This is a genomic window from Desulfomicrobium macestii (assembly GCF_014873765.1).
Taxonomy (GTDB): domain Bacteria; phylum Desulfobacterota; class Desulfovibrionia; order Desulfovibrionales; family Desulfomicrobiaceae; genus Desulfomicrobium; species Desulfomicrobium macestii.
This window is the reverse complement of the sequence record NZ_JADBGG010000039.1, coordinates 13,099-31,148: the sequence shown is the minus strand read 5'-3', so window position 1 is coordinate 31,148 and position 18,050 is coordinate 13,099. Positions and strand designations below refer to the sequence as shown.

Annotated in this window: 15 protein-coding genes and 1 pseudogene; 5 read left to right on the top strand and 11 right to left on the bottom strand. The window is 51.4% G+C overall.

Annotated elements, in window-relative coordinates:
- The first annotated feature begins 171 nt into the window (after positions 1–171).
- On the top strand, positions 172–2,442 hold the full coding sequence (locus H4684_RS18035) for a DUF262 domain-containing protein (RefSeq protein WP_192624810.1): 2,271 nt from the start codon (positions 172–174) through the stop codon (positions 2,440–2,442).
- On the opposite strand, the gene H4684_RS18030 is transcribed toward H4684_RS18035, so the two are convergent.
- From H4684_RS18030 to H4684_RS17995, 9 genes and pseudogenes are all read right to left on the bottom strand, one after another.
- Positions 2,432–3,658, bottom strand: a complete 1,227-nt coding sequence (locus tag H4684_RS18030) for an IS256 family transposase (RefSeq protein ID WP_192624809.1) — start codon at positions 3,656–3,658, stop codon at positions 2,432–2,434. The genes H4684_RS18035 and H4684_RS18030 overlap by 11 nt on opposite strands.
- A gap of 224 nt (positions 3,659–3,882) precedes the next feature.
- Complete coding sequence (locus tag H4684_RS18025) at positions 3,883–4,227, bottom strand: hypothetical protein (RefSeq protein WP_192624808.1); 345 nt, start codon at positions 4,225–4,227, stop codon at positions 3,883–3,885.
- 287 nt (positions 4,228–4,514) lie between these two features.
- Positions 4,515–4,943, bottom strand: a complete 429-nt coding sequence (locus H4684_RS18020) for a hypothetical protein (RefSeq protein WP_192624807.1) — start codon at positions 4,941–4,943, stop codon at positions 4,515–4,517.
- Positions 4,944–5,035: 92 nt separating this feature from the next.
- Positions 5,036–6,253, bottom strand: a complete 1,218-nt coding sequence (locus H4684_RS21195; RefSeq protein WP_192624806.1) for a PcfJ domain-containing protein — start codon at positions 6,251–6,253, stop codon at positions 5,036–5,038.
- Positions 6,254–6,375: 122 nt separating this feature from the next.
- On the bottom strand, positions 6,376–6,969 hold the full coding sequence (locus H4684_RS18010) for an FtsZ/tubulin family protein (RefSeq protein ID WP_192624805.1): 594 nt from the start codon (positions 6,967–6,969) through the stop codon (positions 6,376–6,378).
- 25 nt (positions 6,970–6,994) lie between these two features.
- The gene (locus H4684_RS18005) at positions 6,995–9,187 is read right to left on the bottom strand and encodes an AAA family ATPase (protein ID WP_192624804.1); all 2,193 of its coding nucleotides are present in this window, start codon (positions 9,185–9,187) and stop codon (positions 6,995–6,997) included.
- A 344-nt stretch (positions 9,188–9,531) separates the two neighbouring features.
- A complete protein-coding gene (locus H4684_RS20785) occupies positions 9,532–9,741 on the bottom strand; it encodes a type IV toxin-antitoxin system AbiEi family antitoxin domain-containing protein (protein WP_225940544.1) in 210 nt (69 codons plus the stop codon).
- Positions 9,742–9,984: 243 nt separating this feature from the next.
- Positions 9,985–10,128 (bottom strand): annotated as a pseudogene (locus tag H4684_RS21290) (type IV toxin-antitoxin system AbiEi family antitoxin domain-containing protein); the annotation flags it as partial.
- Between the two features lie 168 nt (positions 10,129–10,296).
- On the bottom strand, positions 10,297–10,641 hold the full coding sequence (locus tag H4684_RS17995) for a hypothetical protein (RefSeq protein WP_192624802.1): 345 nt from the start codon (positions 10,639–10,641) through the stop codon (positions 10,297–10,299).
- A 57-nt stretch (positions 10,642–10,698) separates the two neighbouring features.
- On the opposite strand from H4684_RS17995, the gene H4684_RS17990 reads away from it, so the two are divergent.
- From H4684_RS17990 to H4684_RS17980, 3 genes are all read left to right on the top strand, one after another.
- On the top strand, positions 10,699–11,817 hold the full coding sequence (locus H4684_RS17990) for an ADP-ribosylglycohydrolase family protein (protein ID WP_192624801.1): 1,119 nt from the start codon (positions 10,699–10,701) through the stop codon (positions 11,815–11,817).
- A 50-nt stretch (positions 11,818–11,867) separates the two neighbouring features.
- A complete protein-coding gene (locus H4684_RS17985) occupies positions 11,868–12,377 on the top strand; it encodes a YqiA/YcfP family alpha/beta fold hydrolase (protein WP_192624800.1) in 510 nt (169 codons plus the stop codon).
- A 694-nt stretch (positions 12,378–13,071) separates the two neighbouring features.
- The gene (locus tag H4684_RS17980) at positions 13,072–13,614 is read left to right on the top strand and encodes an HD domain-containing protein (RefSeq protein ID WP_225940541.1); all 543 of its coding nucleotides are present in this window, start codon (positions 13,072–13,074) and stop codon (positions 13,612–13,614) included.
- A gap of 442 nt (positions 13,615–14,056) precedes the next feature.
- Here H4684_RS17980 and H4684_RS17975 read toward each other — a convergent pair whose 3' ends face one another.
- Both H4684_RS17975 and H4684_RS17970 read right to left on the bottom strand, forming a co-directional pair.
- Positions 14,057–14,485, bottom strand: coding sequence for an NUDIX domain-containing protein (locus H4684_RS17975; RefSeq protein WP_192624799.1), 429 nt, complete (start codon positions 14,483–14,485; stop codon positions 14,057–14,059).
- A gap of 212 nt (positions 14,486–14,697) precedes the next feature.
- Positions 14,698–16,047, bottom strand: coding sequence for an IS1380 family transposase (locus tag H4684_RS17970; RefSeq protein ID WP_192624798.1), 1,350 nt, complete (start codon positions 16,045–16,047; stop codon positions 14,698–14,700).
- 646 nt (positions 16,048–16,693) lie between these two features.
- On the opposite strand from H4684_RS17970, the gene H4684_RS17965 reads away from it, so the two are divergent.
- Entirely contained in the window at positions 16,694–17,764 is a 1,071-nt protein-coding gene (locus tag H4684_RS17965; protein ID WP_192624797.1) for a helix-turn-helix transcriptional regulator, read from the top strand.
- The last annotated feature ends 286 nt before the right edge of the window (positions 17,765–18,050 follow it).

Genomic DNA, 18,050 nt, shown 5'->3' with positions numbered 1-18,050 from the left:
CAGAGAAGGCCCTCGATTGTTCAGAAGTATTTCCACGGACAACATGTTCGATACGCAGCCTAAAATGTTAACTGTTTAGGGCTCGGAGTAATATGTTGCAAAAAGGTAGATTACATACACCTTCAATCAGGAAATGATGCAAAAATTTAACGACAGTAGGACAAGTATTATATGAAAATACCAATGAATCGAGTCTGGAAAGTTGCTTCGCGCTGGAGTGAAAGGGGAACTAAAGAAAGTTCAGTGCTTGATATCTTCCGTCGGCACAACGTGGTTTTTGTGGGTCGTTTCCAGGATCGCTTCCGGCAAATTGAGGTGGGTGACCTCATTGCGATCTCCGACGCGAAACGGGTGGTGGCAATGGGGCTGGCAACAAGCCCGCCGCAACCAGTGACCACGATGGGACTCGCCTTCAGTGAGGCCGACTTAAGCCGATTCGACTATGATGATGGAGTGCTTGGCTGCAGGGTATCCTTTACAGACTTGAGCGACAAAGAGCAGCCCAGCTATCGGGTGAGCACATTCCACGGCGTGAACGAGCGGGCGGATGAATTTCGAAGAATTTTCAAAACACATCGTGAGTGCTTTGAGGAAAAACAGCAATTCGAGATCAAGGCGAGAAGTTGCACACTGGCGCATAATGAGCTGAATAAGGCTGACGTGCTGTGGCAGGATAAGCTGATCTTTCGTGTGCCGGTATATCAACGCCCATACTCGTGGCAGGAGACGCAAGTGCGTCGCCTGCTTGGAGAATTGATTGCAAACTTTCTCGGGATGAATGGCCGCCCCATAGAGGAGCCGATGTTCATCGGGACGATGCAACTGACCGAGAAGCGCCTGCTTGACGTGACGGACAGGCGACAGGTGCAGGAGGTCATCGATGGCCAGCAACGGATGAGCACGCTCATCCTCCTGCTAAATATCCTCCGTCGACGCAAACCAGAGAGCACGGTATGGGCCAACCTGGACATCGACAACCGGTTGGAGACGGCGGTGAGCAGCGGCCAGCAGCAAAGGTATCTTCGGGAGGCCCTAGAAGCTGACCTGCAAAACAGCCCGGACGAAACACAGAACCCTTACCTGCGGATGGTGTCTGTGATTCAGCAACTGCTCTTGGAGGTGGAAGAGAACGGCTGCGGGGACGGCGCACCTGAAGCGAACGTGCCGCTGAATGTGGAGCGTTTCGCGGCCTATCTTCTGAGCCGAGTCTATTTCGTGGTGATCGAGACGAGGGCGACGCTTTCAAAAACGCTGCAAATATTCGACGCAATCAATACCTCCGGAATGGATTTGAACGGCGGAGATGTTTTCAAGGTGAGATATTATGAATACCTGCGGGTAATGCGAAATGTCGAGGAAACTGAGTTTGATAGCATTAGCAAGCTCTATGAAATGATAGATTTGAGGAACCGCGAATCTGGGCGAATAGTGTGCGACATCGAAGATATTCTCTCACTGGTGAGACACGTCCTTGTTGCACGTCACGGAATGCAAAATGTACTGCACGACTACGGCGCAGCAGTATTTTTTAATCGATTTTTTGATACAGTGCTTCGAATCAATGAATGGCCAAACTTTCCACAGGAAAAATGCCTTAGTATTGATGTGCATCTAGAGGATTTCAAACGGTTGATCGGCGTGAGGTTTGACTGGTCGGAGCAGCTTGAGGGACTCAGTGCTGAGGCTCGCTCGATGTGGGACTTCATTTTGTGGTCGCGTTATTCAAAATATCACTATTTAATTGTACTCTTTAGGGACCGTTTCGGCACTGATCTTGCATTGACTGAACGGTTTGTAATCCAGCTCGGGAAGCTGTTACTGCTGTTCAGCATTATTTATTGGAGAGCAGTCAACGAGGCGCACGCGATCATGCACAAAATCATTGGAATGATGTGCAAAACAGGAGCGACGAGTACGGCGGATGAGTTGATAAACTTTCTCCGCAGTACTGCAGCGGAGAAGGAACAACAAATCGAGAATGCGTTCGAAAATTATTCCATCGCCGACAACGTGAGAACAAAGGCGCTGGCGTGCCGACTGGTGGCTTTCCTTGATGAGTTGGAGGATAATAAACTTGATGCTAAAGAAATGCGGAAGTTGATCTTCGACACCGAGATCGACATCGAGCACATTGAGTCAGTGAACCACAAAGACGAAAACGAACGCGCCAAGGTGCATGCTCTGTGGCAAAATGAATTGAACCGGATCGGAAACCTCATGGTACTGGAAAGCTCGCTCAATCGTTCGATCAGCAATGAGGATTACAAGACCGTGAAACTACCCTCCTACCGCCTTCGAAGCAAGTTCAGGACAGTGCAAATGCACGCGGATGCTTTTCCGGAGTGGAACTTGGAATCGTGCAAGGAGCGAAAGGCGACACTGAAGCGCAAGCTGGTCCGAGGGTGTCCGGAATTTTGTGTAAACGGCAGTGTTAGAGGTTGATCATCCTGCCTTCGAATTGGATGCTGAATCTGGTCAGAGCGGCTTTCCAATCCCGAATTGGCATGGTCCATTTCCGACTGATGTTCTGTAGTGCCAGATAGAAGAGCTTGGCAAGGGAGTCGTCACTCGGGAACGAACCCCGGTTTTTGGTGATTTTGCGCAGGCTCATGTTGATCGATTCGATAGCGTTGGTCGTATAGATAACTTTCCGGATTTCCTGGGGATAGCTGAAAAACGGGATAATCCGTTCCCAGTTCTTGCGCCAGGATTGCCCGATGGGTGCCAGCGTCTGGTTCCACTTCTCTTCAAACTCCGTGAGTCGTTGTTCTCCAGACTCTACCGTCGTCGAAGTATAGATGGCCCTCAGATCGGCGGCGACTTCCTTGCGCTGCTTCCAGTTCACGAACTTGAGGCTGTGACGCACCAAGTGCACCAGACAGAGTTGGACGTCGGCATACGGGAAGACCGCGGCAATGGCCTCAGGAAAGCCCTTGAGGCCATCCACGCAGACAACGAAGATGTCGTTCACTCCACGGTTCTTGAGTTCCGTGACCACCTGGAGCCAGAACTTGGCACCTTCGGTCTGAGCGATCCAAAGGCCGAGCAGCTCCTTCTCGCCTTGCAGGTTGATCCCCAAGGCCAGATACACGGCTTTGACACGCACGGCCCCGCTGTCCCGCACTTTGACATGGATGCAATCCAGATAGACGATGGGGTACAAGGCTTCCAGAGGACGGGACTGCCAAGCCTTGACGTCCTCGATGACCGCGTCGGTGACCGTGGAAATGAGCGTCGGCGACACCTCAGTCCCGTACATGTCCATCAGATGGCCTTGAATCTCGCGGACGGTCATGCCCCGGGCATAGAGGGACAGGATCTTGTCATCGAAGCCCGTCCAGCGGGTCTGATGCTTGCCGATAAGCTGGGGCTCGAAGGTGCCCTGGCGGTCACGGGGAACTTCAATGGGAAATTCGCCAAAATCGCCTTTGAGGGTTTTGCGGCTCTTACCGTTCCGGGTATTGCCGCCGGGGTTTGCGACGGGAGCATGCTTTGAATGGCCAAGATGGTCGGTCATTTCGGCATTGAGGGCGCGTTCGACAAGGGCCTTGGTCAGTTGCTTGAGAAGGCCTTCCTCGCCGATGAGGTCTTCAGGCTTCTTGTAGTCCGCCAGGAGGGCGTCGATCAGGTCGACTGGAAGTGGCTTGCGTGCGGTCATGTCGTCTCCTTGTGGGGTCGATTATCGACAACTGACCGTTTACACAAAATATTTTACACCCCCAGCTGGTCGCGTACCTTTGTATGCAAGCAGATGCTGCATTGTCCTGATTTGATTCCCTAACGCCTCAACGATATTTTATAATGATCATGACTAGAACATACCCGCTGTTCTAGTCATGACACTAAAAATATTATACCTTGTTATGAGTCAATACACATAAATTAAAACACGACTTCAAAATAAGCCATTCCGGTTATCATACCTGTTTCTTTAATTAAATATGTTGCTCCGTTAAAATCGACAGAGTTATATATATGCCCGTAGACATAATGCCGATTCCTGCCATTGTAATCATGGTCAAAATTTTCTTGCCCTATATATCTTAATCTCCTCACACACGGCCGTCGCTCAAAAGCACCTCTGCATAACTCTGGATTAACAACGCGAGCAACATCCATAAAATCATTACGAAAGTACAGCCGTGAAGACACCTGAGGGTGGCCATGCATATTAGCCAAATCTGCTTCCTTTTCAAAACCCTTCATGTGCTCAAATTCACTCCACATCTTACGCTCCGGGCATACCGAACAAATTTGACAATTAATACTTTTAAACACAGCCTTTTATGGGTATTCCTCAATCACCATAACAACCAAAGTCTAAAATGAAATATTCTATAATGCTCTACTAGCACTCACTACCATGACACAACACAAATGACAGGAAGCATCATGACTAGATCAAGACTAGTTCACAGGAATATCAGCTAGGAAATCTAGCTGTAGGCTCATGTAATACACTTAATCAACATCTTGATCGTTCTAAACATCCATTCAACGCAGATGACACCGAACTACTCAAGAGGATTTAATGGCTGCTGTTCTTTCCAAGTCCACTTCCACGGAAATATTTTTTCATCGAAAGGTATAGCAAAAACATCACTCATTGCTTCATTTTTTATTTTATCAACCAATGAATCACGAACAAACAATGTTACACGATAATTCCATTCCGCGAAAGACTCACTCCATTGCGACATTTCAATTTTTAGCGGGATGAACCACCGTGTTTCACGCTCACGAATTCTGGAAATAATAGTAGACGCATCAGATGCTGTTGTCACCTCGACTACGTATATTGTTTTCTTTATATAGTCGATTACCACAAAATCTGGACACGAACCACCGACGCCATCTTTGTATTTTAGATCATACTGAGGTTTAACAAATCTCCCCGGAGCAGCAGAAATGTATGCAAGCACAGCTTCTTCAAAAATTTCCATACACAACCTCCTATTATGAAAATAAAAGAAATCATAGAATCCAAACTACACAACACACTGAACTAGTTATAATAATTATTACCCACAACATATTACAATATTATTTCAAATTTTGAATGATCAGAATTGCACCTATTAGTTCCTAACCAGTCTTTCAATAACATAAGTGTCATATTACTTACATTTTTATTTTTATACAACTTGACCTGAACAATTCGAAACTTACCATCCGGCATCCTCTCCACCTCTAAGGTCGCCCTCTCCGGTTCGAAAATGCGATAAATGAAAACATCCCCGCTCATCACACGGTCCACATATCCACCCACGCAATGCGCCATTTCCTCTCCTTCTACCAAGAGCTCCCTGACCTTGGAGATATGAACAATATTCTCAGTTCCTCTCAAGGGTGAAGGAGGCAGATCTTCACCATATTTCTCGATGATAGCCTCCGCGTTCTTCCTGCTCAACTCGACGGCTATCGCGTCATGGAGGTTCTTGATTTGAAAGGCGCTCTTCATGGCACAGATCCTCGCCCAGGGATATTCCAGGCTTGCTGTCTGGCACATGCGCCGGATGTCCCTGATGTACATACCAACTGTGCTCAGAAACATGAACGCATCTCCGCAATTACTTGCCGAGAGGCAATCCAGTGCGCACTTCATTTCCAGGATATATGGCTGTTTGTAAAACAGTCGCAGGACGGGCCAGTTGATCATCCGGACATGACGCAGCTTGATCATGAGACGTTCATGGCGGAGCATGCCTTTCAACAGCCGCAGGTCTTCATGCTGATAGGAAAAATCGCGAATCTTTGTAAGAAATTTCAGACGAGACGCGCTCCCGATGCCACAGAATCTTTCAAGAATGAGGTTGCGCCGACTTCCAAATAATGATTCGATCTCGCCTTTGCTCGGTGATGCACCCAGAAGAGAGGACGCCGCCCAGCACAAAATGGGGGCTGAACTGGCCATCTCTTCACTCTGTGGGTATTGCCGCAGCACATGAATCAGCCGGCACTGATGTGAGGTGAACTGCTGGAGAACCTGGGCCGCATTTCCCGGAAGCGTATCGTAATAGGCCCTGACGGGATGATGCGCATCGAGTTCCACAACCTCTGCGGAGGAGACGGGGTAGTCGAAAGCCTCGTCATTGCGTTGCCACTCCCGCCCCTGCCTGACCTCGATACCCCCGCCCTCTTCCCATGACCGCAGCCTCACCTGGTCTCCCGGATTACCAAAAGCCCTGCCGAGAAACACTGTCAGCCGTCTGGTTGACGCATCAAAGTCGCAATATTCCTGATCGATAATCACGTCTCAATCTCCCGACTGCGCGTTTACAATCATTTCTCTCCCGACAAGCGCTGAGTCCATATAGAGCAGCGTTGGCAAGATCCCGTAAAATGGCCCGTAACCATGCTAACACCGAGTCATTGTCACCCTTGGACTGATTCTTCGATCAAAAATCGTATCCACTTTGGCAGCAATTTTCCTATGTTAGCATCCATCCTGTCGATGAGAGTTTGAAATGGAATATTCTCTCGAAAATATACATCACTATCGAAGACCAACATCTCGTCCGAAATACCTTTCAGGAGTTTCAAACCTTCACTGGCGGTTCTCTCACGAGCCTCCCCCTCGAATTCAAACGGGACTGTCACCGCGATAGCAACGCAAGCACCCGACTCGAGAGCCAATAGAGCAACGACAGGACTTGCCCCAGTGCCAGTTCCACCGCCAAGGCCGGCCACAACGCAAACCAGGGAATACCCTTCAAGAGCGCTTCGAATCTGCGGACAACTCCTCCAGGCTGCATCCTTGCCGTAGGCAGGGCAACCGGCAGCCCCACGACCGCCATATCCGAGCTGAATTTGTCTTGAAACCGGACTGTTCCGGAGTGATGCAAAATCGGTATTGGCAACGATGCAATCGATCCCCGAGATATTGGACGCATGGACCCGGTTCACGATATTTGTCCCGGCACCGCCAACACCGACAATGCAACACTCTGATTTTTCTTCATTTCTCATGGGCTACCTCCCGAATCCGCCGTTTTCACAAAAACCCCATTCCCCGCCCGGTAATATCGAGCTTCAATTCCTGCTCTTGGCGTAGCCCCTCAAGCAACACATGATGTTTTACACCCTTTCCGCCATCAAAAAGCATTCGTGAGCGAACCGCATGAAAATCCCCCGGAGTCAGGCGACGCATCGCCAGCAGTTCCGTTTCCAGCTCTTTTGACATTGGCTCCGACGCCAGCGGCGCTAGAAGTGCGTCATAAAGTGTCTTCACCTGCTCCGGCTTGGAGTATGTGAATGCGATCTTGTGACTGAACCGACGCATGGCTGCCTGATCCATGTTCTCCCGGCGGTTGCTGGTGCAGATGCAGAAACCCCGGCATTCTTCGAGGGCGGTCAGGAACTCGTTGACTTGGGTGGTCTCCCAGGAATGCGCTGCTTTTTCCCTTGGAAAGAGGAAGCTGTCGGCTTCGTCGATGACAAGGACGGCATCGTCGCGCTCCGCATCCCGGAAGGCTTCCGCGATGTTCGCTTCCGTCATGCCGACATACGGACCGAGCAGGTCGCTGGCGCGGACAACCTTGCACTCCCGATCCAGCCGGTCTGCCAGATACCGAGCGAGGGCGGTCTTGCCGGTGCCGGGAGGGCCGTAAAAGAGCATCGTGGCCGCGCCGGCGTTCAGTTCGCCGCCGCTGCGCAGCATGTGATCCACCCGAGTCAGTTTGTTCACCAAGGTATCAACGGAGCCTTCCAGGCTAACGCCTTTGGGGTCGTAATGCGGCGCCACCGCGATCTTCTTGCGCTGCTTGCCTCCATCACGCAGCAGCGTCTGATAGGAATCCACCACGCGCCTGAGCGCCGGGACAAAGGCGCTCCGTTTTCTCCCGCTCAGCGCCGCAGCCTGGGTCACGGACATTTCCATGACCGAAGCCGGAACATCGTAGGTGCGGGACAGGTCTGCCAGCTCAGCGTCATTCACGCGATTCAGCACGCCGCGCCGCTCCAGGATCTGCCGCCACATGGCGCTTCGCTCCTTTCTCCCCAGCGGCTCGAAATGAATGCTGAAATGAAACCGCCTCCGCACCGCCCCTTCGAGGTGATGCACGTGGTTCGTGATCCACACCACCCGCTGGCCGGGCTTTTCCAGAAAGGTATTGAGCCAGGCCTTATCCACGTTTTTTTCCCGAGAGAACATGTCGCAATCGAGGATGCGCTCCGCCTCGTCCACGAGCAAAAATGCCTTGTCATGCTGGGAGGCGATGCGCGCCCCGGCGGTGAGTTGGGCGCGGCGGTCGTTATCCGCGCCCTGAGGCGGGCTCACGGACCAGGCCGGAATGCCTTCGGCCGCAGCCAGGCTTCGGGCGAAAGTCGTCTTGCCGTTACCAGGGGCGCCGTAGAGAAGGATATGCATGGGTCGGTCACTTGGTTGCCGAAGCAAGGCGCGAACATGCTCCACCTGCTCGGCGGGGATGCTGAAATTTTCGAGCGGCAGCGCCTCCCCTTCCAATGGGCGGCAAAAAGATTGGGATACACGCGTTGAGTCGCTCTCGGTCCACAGATCACGAATGGAATCTTCCAGGGCAACGTGTCTTCGATCAACTTCAGCGATACCAAGATAAGCAAGTTCCCGCAGGATGTTGCGACACCGCGAAGCCGTGATGCCGAGCATGTGAGCCAGAAAATCGATGCCGCCAAACCGCATGGCCTGCAGGTTGTCTTCGAAATAGCTTTCCACTGGTTCAAAGGAACGGTTGATGAACAGAAACTCGCACAGATCAACGCTCTCCCGATCAAGCCCGAACAGCTCTTCCAGTCGCTTGGCGGCCATGGCGTACGAACGAGGGCGCTTCATCCGGGTGGAATGCATATCCCTGCACTCAGCCTGAAGCAGCGCCCGGGCAGATTTGTGATGACGAGGATGTTCCTGCAGAAAATCTTCCAGCGCATTGCCGAGGTTGTAGAGGGAGACGCGCTTGAGCTCTTCCAGAGTCGCCATCTCGTCCTCGCTCTTGGACACGGGAACGTACGACGCAGCCTCCTTGATGAGGCCCTGCAGGCAGAAATCAAGCCCACCCAGACACCACGCCGTGCACGCGAAAAGTTCCGAGCTCAGGACAATCCGCTTGTCAAATAGACGCATGAGCCAGCCCGCCGTCTTGATCCGCGCATAGCGACTTTCGGGCGTGGAATCGATGGAACCAGAATTGCTTCTTCTGAACATTCGTCTCATGTGGTCTCTCCAATGGTCTACGGTTGGGTCTGAAATCCTGGACCTGCCGGAGCAGGTCGCTTGAGATCAGTATTACCAAGTCCGCATGATCACTGGCTATCGAGAACACGATGATCGTCCCGTGAGGCTGGGAAGATCCCACTTATTTTTTGGTTGGAAAGGGTGATTAGGTGATTAGCCGGTAAGGATGACGGGGATGATTAGGCTGGAATGGCGCAATCCATCAGGCAGAAGTAAGCCTTAATAGCGGGCCAAGAGAAGGCTGAAGTCATCGCAACTCTCCCGTGCCCTATTCAAAAAACGCTGAAAAATGGAATGCCCGCGAGTTTACCGCCCACCGCCACTCATACGATAGCCTCCAGGTACGGACGCATGACCCTGGACACCCGATTAACTTCGGCAGCCTCCATCAGTTCGCCCACGGTTGCCTTCCTGGATCGCCAAACTTCCCGAAGCGCCTCCAGAACCACGTCCAGACCCACCTTGCTGCGAAACTTGAAACAGTCGGCGACGGTCTTGGCGGGACTGTATACCCGGACAGGTACCCCGCCCATGACGTGCTCCCTGATGCCGAACGAATACGCCTGACCTGAGACATAAGTCAGATTCAGAGGCGGATACGCGATTCTCGGACGCCTTGCTCCTTTGGGAACGGCAATCCAGATCTCATGGGGTATCTGTGTAGTGAGTTCATGGAAAGACAAGGCTGAAATAAGACACACAACTCCATGGGGAACCCTTTTCGCGACTTCAGTCAGATCTGAATATTCTGTGACAGGAGCCTCGGGAAGCGTGTAAAGTCCTGGGGAAATTTTCCGCAGGTCTCCTGTTCTGTGCATCTCGTATAGAAAATTCCGCGAACAGCCGCTCTCTTCGACATCCCTGGCCCTGATAATGCCCTTGGCCCTAGCCAGTTCGAGTATGCGCGCCCTGCAATCCAATCATCACCTCCCGTGCAAAACGTCGCTAGTTACGCACAAGTAACGAATATATGCAATATTTCTTTTTGACGCCGCCAGGATTCGGGATTCACTGATCGTCCCAGCATCACGGGACCATCCAGCCCGCCATGATTGCCGCGCCGCGTCGCAAACTGCACAAGGAATGCGTCAAGCACGTCCAAACCTTCGTCGCAACCAGCGAGGAGCACGATGAACGAAAGCGCTCAGCACCATGTCCCTTATCCGGCTGTTGAAAAATTCAAAATTCGCAGGTCGTTCAAAAATTGTGAGATGCAAGGAAGCAAAAAAATCCAGGGCGCGCGGTGTATTCGAGCATACATAAGCGGTCTGGATTATTTCGCTGACGCAGCAGATCGCCGTTTTGGGGCGGCCTGCTATGAAGAGATCCTCCACGCCATCGCCATGGAAGCCCATGCCTGCGAGGCGGAACCATGGGATGGTCAGCCAAGCAGCCCTGACCATATCGACCAGCCGATGACGAGTTGTAGCCATCCGCCCCTTGCCTGCGCTACCCAGGAACCCAGCAACCGCAAGCCCCGGAGCCCCAGAATGAACGAGAAGCGTCAGATCAACGCCACCATACTCCGCCAACTGTTTGAGACCAAAGCCATACGGCTGGAGCGCGGCGCAATCTTCGACCATGAGCTTGCCCCCAAAGGGCCGGACTTCGACTTCGACCGCGTGGAGGGCATGCTGCTGGGCGCTGCCATCGGCGATTCCCTCGGGAACACATCGGAATCAAGGCTTCCCTTGGTCAGACATCAACTCCATGGTGAAATCCGTGACTATCTGGCCCAGGATCGGACTGGCAGTGCAATGGGATACCCCAGCGACGACACTCAGCTGACGTTCTGGACCCTGGAGCAGCTGCTCGATGACAAGGGAGAGTTCATACCGGAGCATCTGGCCCGCAAATTCGCGGACAGCGGCAGGATTTACGGCATCGGCCGGACCGTGAAGGGCTTCCTGGACGCGTTCAAATCCGGCCGCCCCTGGTACGAAAGCGGGCCGCATTCCGCCGGCAACGGCGCGCTCATGCGCATCGCCCCCATGCTCATCCCGCACCTGCGCCACGGCGGCACGGACATCTGGACCGATACGGCCCTCTCGGCCATGATGACCCACAATGACCATGCGTCCACATCCTCCTGCCTGGCCTTCACGGTCATGCTCTGGGAACTGCTGGACATGAAGACAGCTCCCGAACCCGCCTGGTGGCCGGAAAGATACGCAGCCCTGGCCGCCGATCTGCAAGGCGCCATCGGCTACGCTCCGAGAAGCGGGTGCATGAAGTATTCATTCGATGGCCCGCTGCACCAATTTGTCAGCGAAAAGCTCGCCTGGGCATACGGCGAAAACCTGAGCGTCATGGAGGCCTGCGAAATCTGGCACTCCGGAGCCTATCTGCTGGAGACCGTGCCCAGCGTCCTCTACATCCTCATGCGCCACGCCCATGACCCGGAAGAAGCAATCGTCCGGGCTGTCAACGACACGATGGACAACGACACCATTGCGTCCATCGTCGGGGCCGCTGTCGGTGCGCTGCACGGCATGAAGGGACTGCCGCATCGCTGGATCGAAGGCCTGACAGGACGCACCCGAGGAACGGATGACGGCCAGGTCTTCAGGCTCATCTCCCGGGCGCGCCAGGAATTTTGGGAAAAATGACCTCCGGCGCAAAGCGTCCTGGCGGCACAATCAGCAAAGAGAGACCCATCATGCAAAGAACGATCATTTTCCTGCACGGCAAACAGTCCACTCCGGAAGGCTCGGGCAGCGGCAAGGCGATCCGGGAACATTTCTCCAAGGAACACACCGTGCTCATCCCGGATTACAAACCCATGGAACGCACGCACGGAGAAATTGAAGCCTATTTGAAGGAGTGCATCTCCCCTCACCCCGGTGCGCTCATCGTCGGCATTTCCCTAGGCGGCTACTGGGCCTATCGCATGGCCTGCATTCTGCCCGCAGGCCTTGGCCTGTCCTGCGTCCTGCTCAACCCGTATTTCTACAACTATCCCGAGATCGAAGTCCCTATGCCGCCGAAAAACATCCCGATCACCGTCGTCGTCAACCTGGATGACGATCTCATCAACCCGCAGGAAGTAATCAAACGCTTCGAGGGTGCGGCGACGATCAGGGCTTTCGAGACAGGCGGGCACAGGTTCAAGGACAAGACGCCGATTGTCAGAGAAGTTGCAGCTGCATTGCAAAACTCCACGGAATAAGGGGATTGCATGGATAACCACGAAATCAAGCAAGTCATGCCAACTCTTCGGCAGTGGAAATGCAAGCGCCAGCAGTTATCGAACTCAAGGAGAAACTATTGAATTCTGAATCAAACAAAAAGGAATCGTCCGACAATTCATGCATTCGACGAGTCCCATCCGAACGCTGCATCCTTTGCGACAAAACGCTTGAAGAGACTGGTGGAGTGCGCATCGCCGCACAAACCCTGCACGGAACCTGCCTGTCTTCGAAGTACAGAGGAGGTGGCGACAAGGATTTTCCGAACAAATCAGTTAAATTTGCTGAAAATTCAAATCTTTATCTTGTCGTGTGGGGAGAAAAGGAAAAATGGACGCCCGAAAGAATTGAAAAGGCAAGGCAAGAATATCTCCATGGATACAGACCATGGATTTGCCAAAAATGTGGCGGAAAAGTCTGCCCAGAGTGTGGTGCCCCTCTCAACTATCCCATGGGCTCAGACGTTTTGTATGACAATGGCTGCAGTTCGCATTGTGCATGCCTCCCGGTTAATTGCGGGTGCAGCAATCCGATTTGTAAACATTATCGAGAATGGAATTGGAACAAGTAAGTCAATAGTCATACAATTCGAAAAAATAATTCTGTATTTTGACTCGAGAGATAATACTGTGTAGATTTCCAAAATATAAATCAACACGAACAAGGATCATAAAAATGAATGCAAGTCCAAACGAAATTAAACTTCTTGTCCGAGCAATCGCTTTTGCCTCTGAAAAACACAGCACCCAACGCCGAAAAGACGCTGCAGAATCGCCATACATAAACCACCCCATCGCCTTGGTCGACGTCCTGGCCAATGAGGGCAACGTCACCAACATCGAAACTCTCTGCGCCGCCGCCTTGCACGACACCATTGAAGATACGGCAACCACTGCCGACGAACTTAAGTCGATCTTCGGCGAAAAAATCACGTCCATCGTCCTTGAACTGACTGACGACAAATCCCTGCCCAAGCATGTCCGCAAAGAAAAACAGATCGAACACGCGCCCCACTGCTCACCCGAAGCCAAGTTGGTAAAACTTGCCGACAAGATCTGCAATCTAAGAAATATTATCACTGCGCCCCCGGCAGACTGGTCTGCGGAGCGTAAGCAGGAATATTTTGACTGGGCAACGAGGGTTACTAATGGATTGCGCGGATCAAATTCTGAATTAGAATCAATATTTAGCAACTTGCTTAAAACAAAAAAATTCTAATGAAAGATTTCAAACTACAATATTTACATTCATGAGATAAGATTATGACAGAATCAAACTGGACATGCAAAAAATGCGGATTTGAACTTGTCGAGGTATCTAAAGAATACCTACTGAGCATCAAAGATGCACTATATATAAAATCTCTCCCTAAAACTTGGGAAAAAAGAAAAAGTGATATAATTAGAATTTGCCCTCGATGTGACGACTATGCCTTAGGGAGAGATTTTATTGAAGGTCCTCCGCTTAGACTCAAGTCTGGAAAAATCACAAACAACATGAAATTGCAGTAACTGATTTGTGGCAAGTTTATCCTTTTGAAAATAGCCCACAATAATTTAACCGCCTAAAAATAGCGACGGTGCTGCACAGATCTCGCTTGTTCAAAAGTCGGTCGGCTGCAGGCATTTTAGACATTAGCCGACTTTGGCTCTCGCTTTGATCAAGATGAAATCCCGGAATTTGGTATTCTCCACATCGTAAACAACTGCGGATGCTCTTTCTGGTACTCCCAGAAACGATTGAGAATCTCCCTTGTTGCAGGTGAAGCGGTTTTGAAATTTTTTACAGTTTCAGGAGTACAATAATGCAGCGCGACCGCATCATCATAAGGCCGAGGCTCACCTGATGCAACAATCCATACAACGCGATGCGCATTTGAATAAGAAATATGCTCAAACAGTGAAAGTGCACTGAAAGCAAGCAAACCCGTTTCTTCCCGTAATTCACGTACAGCAGCTTCAAATCGCGGCTCACGCTTCTTGGCTCCTCCACCAGGAAGAAGTATCATTCCTTTTCTTGTTTCTACGAGCAATATTCCATGGTCAGTTTCTACAATTGCCGTACCTCGACGATTTTTCACTAATGACATATATATCCCCAGAAATCGTATCCTGAATCCGTGAATAAGTATTGCCAACGTTGTTGGCTCGAAATTTCAACCAAATTTTTCGAAAATCCAGGCGACTTTCGACCTGAAAATTTTCAACTGAAGGACAATTGTCGCTTCGTAAGCTCCGCGATCTGACTTTTTGCAGTTTTCAGACGCACTACTCCTAGGAATACAGCCTGATGACCATTTCGTTACGCCGTCTTGAGACGATAGAACAGGTCAGAGACCACCTTGAACCATGGCTCCGGGCAGGAGACATGCAGGATCACCTTGCGGGCATGGCGGGTGATCCGGGCGCAAATGTTCATCATGCTCCGCATGACCGTCTTGGTTCTGCGACGGTTGGCTTTTTTCAGCCCCAGCATCCGAGCCACAACCAAGTCCACGGAGGCTACCCGGAGCATATTGTAAACCAGCATGCCCAAACGCAGAAAGGTGGCATTCACGGCAAACTTCCCAGACGGCAGACGCTCCATGTCCATCTCGGTCTTAAATTCCCCGTGATACTGCTCGCTGGTGCCCCGCTTGCGGTAAAGCTTCAAAGCCTGCTCGGCCTCAAATTCCAGATTGGTCCACAAAACGCAGACGCGGACCTCCGGAATCATCATGAACACGCCGTCCTTGCTCAGCACTTCCGTGACCTCGAAAATTTGTCGGATTTTCCTTTTCTTTTTTCCGACTTCGCGCATCACGAATCCTCGATATTTTCGGCCTTTTTCCCGCGACGTCGAGTAATTCTCTACTTCCTGCGCGTGCTCTCTGGCCGTGGCGAGCCAGCCGTCCACCGGCTCCCTGCGCAGATTGTGCTTGATGATGAAGCCGGTGCGCGATTGCGTGAACAGTTTTTCCAGACGGTCCTGGCTGTCAAATCCGCTGTCGGCCACCACGAGAATATTCGCATCGACCATGGACTTGGCATACCCGAGGCTTTCCAGGATGAACTCGTCCGTGCCCTCACAACTGGAGTGGCTCGATCCGGGACGAAGCTTGGCGTTGACCAACCACCCACCGCCCAAATGGGCGAAGATCGGGGCGAAGCCAAATCTCTTGTCGTAGGTCGCGCTGGCGCCTTCCTTCTCCGTGTCGGCGTTGTCGAAAATGCTGACGTCGACATCAAGGCGCACCCAGTGCTCTTTCTTTTTGTCTCTGGTCATCTCGATGATTTCCGGCTGCATTCCGGTCTTTTTCCACAGTTCGATCGAGCATTGGGGCAACTGGGCATCAAGATCCGTTTCCAGGGCGATTCGCTGGAACCGTTGTCGCAGGATCTCGGCGGAAGGAACGCGCCCAAGGCCAAGGCTGGTCGCAAAGAAATCGTCGCCGTAATATTCGCGGACATGATCGAAATCCGTTTTGCCCTGACACATGAGGCCGGCCAGTGTGCGGAAAATTTCGCGCTCCTTGATCTGCGGAGTTTTTCCAGGCCCCAGACGGTCAACCAGAGTATCCAGACCGCAAACCCTGGCCATCTCGCCAATCAAAGCCAGGCCGACATGACCAATGTTATTTCCTTCGTTTCGTTTGATATCGGTAATGAGCATCACAAACTCCTGCCGCACCCAATGGGTGCAAAAACTTATTCAGGAAAAGTAAGTTCAATATACCGATATCATTGATGTATTTCAAGAGCAAAATGTTTCAATACTGTATATTCAATGCAACTTTTTCACGGATTTAGGTCGTATAGTAAAATCATAATTTTAAGAGACCTAGTGTTAATCAACATTTATTATCGAAACAAGTAAAAATATGAAAAATATAAAATCAACAAATTTATACGTATTTAATATTTATTGTAACTTTTTGAATTAATACGGCTTTAAAGCAATTTATTTGATACATTTTAAAAATTTTAATAAAGTATATTTTAAAAAAATCAGTCAAATCGAATATTTTAAATTTAGTGTTTGCCATAAGAGTCCCATAGGAGTTCGACAATGCGTGCGCGAATAAGCAGGATGGATATTTTATACTAAGTTTTGTGCTCAAGTCGTAAATTTATGTGTTGGCGCTGAACGCCCCATTCTCACCATCCAGGTCCCGGCCAAAACGAATGCGCACTATGTTGCCCTCAAAAGGAATCTAGATTACGGCTACTACCAAACATAGTCGAAGAATTTCAGCATGTTTCCTATACGATCTGCAAACGTGCTGTTTCTTAGCGCAAGATCACCGGGCAGGCTACCCTTGATCGCGGACATGATCCCGTACGTGCGGGACGATGGTCAAATTGGTGCGCACAGCCTGCATTATCAGAGCAAACCCCAACCTTTCGAGATCAGCATGGCCAACGAATCCCAGAAGCTCCAGCAACTGCAACGCATCCTGCTCCTCTACCAACTCGTCAAGACCAAGCCGGAAATGTCCTCCAAGGCGCTTCAAGAGGAACTGGGTGTTGGCAAGTCGACCTACAACCGAGACCGGGAATTCATGAAGAAGCTGGGGGTCTGCTTTGAATATGACAAGGCAAACAAACGGCAGAAGCTGACAAAGGACGCGTTCCTGCCAATTCCGGACCTGAGCCTCGATGAACGCCTGGCCATCATCCTGGCCCTGAGCCAGCTGGGGGAATTGCAGGAGTCCTTCCTGGCCAAGCACGCCCGGGCAGCGGCGGCGAAACTCATGGCCGGGCAAGAGAAAGCCTTCTGCGACGTCTGCAAGGCGCTTCTCATACAGGATCTCGCCCATAAAGGGCATTCACGGCAGGAGCGGATCGTCGACGACCTGCTCAACGCCACCATCAACCGCCGGCGCATCCGCATCAGCTACTGCAAACCGGGACAGCCAGCCGAGGATTACGAGGTCGAGCCATATCAGGTGTTCGTGGTCGATGGATTCCTGTACCTGGACGGGTACTGCATTGAACGCAAGGAGATCCGCTGCTTCAAAGTGTGCCGCATACGCAGCGTACGCGACCTTGGGCTGACATTCTCAAATCTGCGCGAATACGATTTCGCCCGCAGGCGGACCAACGTCTTCGGGATCTACGCCTCGGACCAGGAACCCGAGCACGTCAAAGTCTGGTTCGCAGGGGAAATAGCGCCGTTCATCCGCGAAGAGTCCCGCCACGCCTCGCAGAAGCTCACCGAAAACAGTGACGGGAGCCTCTTCTTCGAGGTCGATGTGGCGGAACCGGAAGAGGTCTTGTGGTGGGCCCTGCGCTGGGGAGGGAATTTCGAGATCATCGAACCGCAGTGGCTCAGGGACGAGGCCATCAAGACCATCAAAAAAATGGCGCAGCGATATAAGAGACAGTGACAGGGGCAGCATGTGTATCAGGTCAATCGTGCTGTGTGAGACCCAACTTTTGGAGGGTCCAAAAATGTTCGGGTTTTATCGTTCCCAGTCCTTGGCTATTCTTGGACGTTCGTGTGCAGAAATACCTTGGGATTTTGGCAGGACTGACAATAGGGGGATTTGGAATGTTACAAGGGTGACCTCCCCAAGATTGGCGTGTCGGACAAGCATCGTGACATATGTATGTCGGACAAAATTCAAAAAAAAGGCAGCAAATGTTGTTTTTAGTCTTCATTCCAGCTCAAAT

Excerpts from the sequence above, each read along its gene's own strand:
- H4684_RS17980 (WP_225940541.1), top strand. The coding sequence starts at position 13,072 with ATGAATGCAAGTCCAAACGAAATTAAACTTCTTGTCCGAGCAATCGCT.
- H4684_RS17975 (WP_192624799.1), bottom strand. The coding sequence starts at position 14,485 with ATGTCATTAGTGAAAAATCGTCGAGGTACGGCAATTGTAGAAACTGAC.
- H4684_RS17970 (WP_192624798.1), bottom strand. The coding sequence starts at position 16,047 with ATGCTCATTACCGATATCAAACGAAACGAAGGAAATAACATTGGTCAT.
- H4684_RS18020 (WP_192624807.1), bottom strand. The coding sequence starts at position 4,943 with ATGGAAATTTTTGAAGAAGCTGTGCTTGCATACATTTCTGCTGCTCCG.
- H4684_RS18030 (WP_192624809.1), bottom strand. The coding sequence starts at position 3,658 with ATGACCGCACGCAAGCCACTTCCAGTCGACCTGATCGACGCCCTCCTG.
- H4684_RS18010 (WP_192624805.1), bottom strand. The coding sequence starts at position 6,969 with ATGAGAAATGAAGAAAAATCAGAGTGTTGCATTGTCGGTGTTGGCGGT.
- H4684_RS17985 (WP_192624800.1), top strand. The coding sequence starts at position 11,868 with ATGCAAAGAACGATCATTTTCCTGCACGGCAAACAGTCCACTCCGGAA.
- H4684_RS17990 (WP_192624801.1), top strand. The coding sequence starts at position 10,699 with ATGAACGAGAAGCGTCAGATCAACGCCACCATACTCCGCCAACTGTTT.
- H4684_RS18005 (WP_192624804.1), bottom strand. The coding sequence starts at position 9,187 with ATGAGACGAATGTTCAGAAGAAGCAATTCTGGTTCCATCGATTCCACG.
- H4684_RS18035 (WP_192624810.1), top strand. The coding sequence starts at position 172 with ATGAAAATACCAATGAATCGAGTCTGGAAAGTTGCTTCGCGCTGGAGT.
- H4684_RS18025 (WP_192624808.1), bottom strand. The coding sequence starts at position 4,227 with ATGTGGAGTGAATTTGAGCACATGAAGGGTTTTGAAAAGGAAGCAGAT.
- H4684_RS17995 (WP_192624802.1), bottom strand. The coding sequence starts at position 10,641 with ATGGCTACAACTCGTCATCGGCTGGTCGATATGGTCAGGGCTGCTTGG.
- H4684_RS20785 (WP_225940544.1), bottom strand. The coding sequence starts at position 9,741 with ATGGGCGGGGTACCTGTCCGGGTATACAGTCCCGCCAAGACCGTCGCC.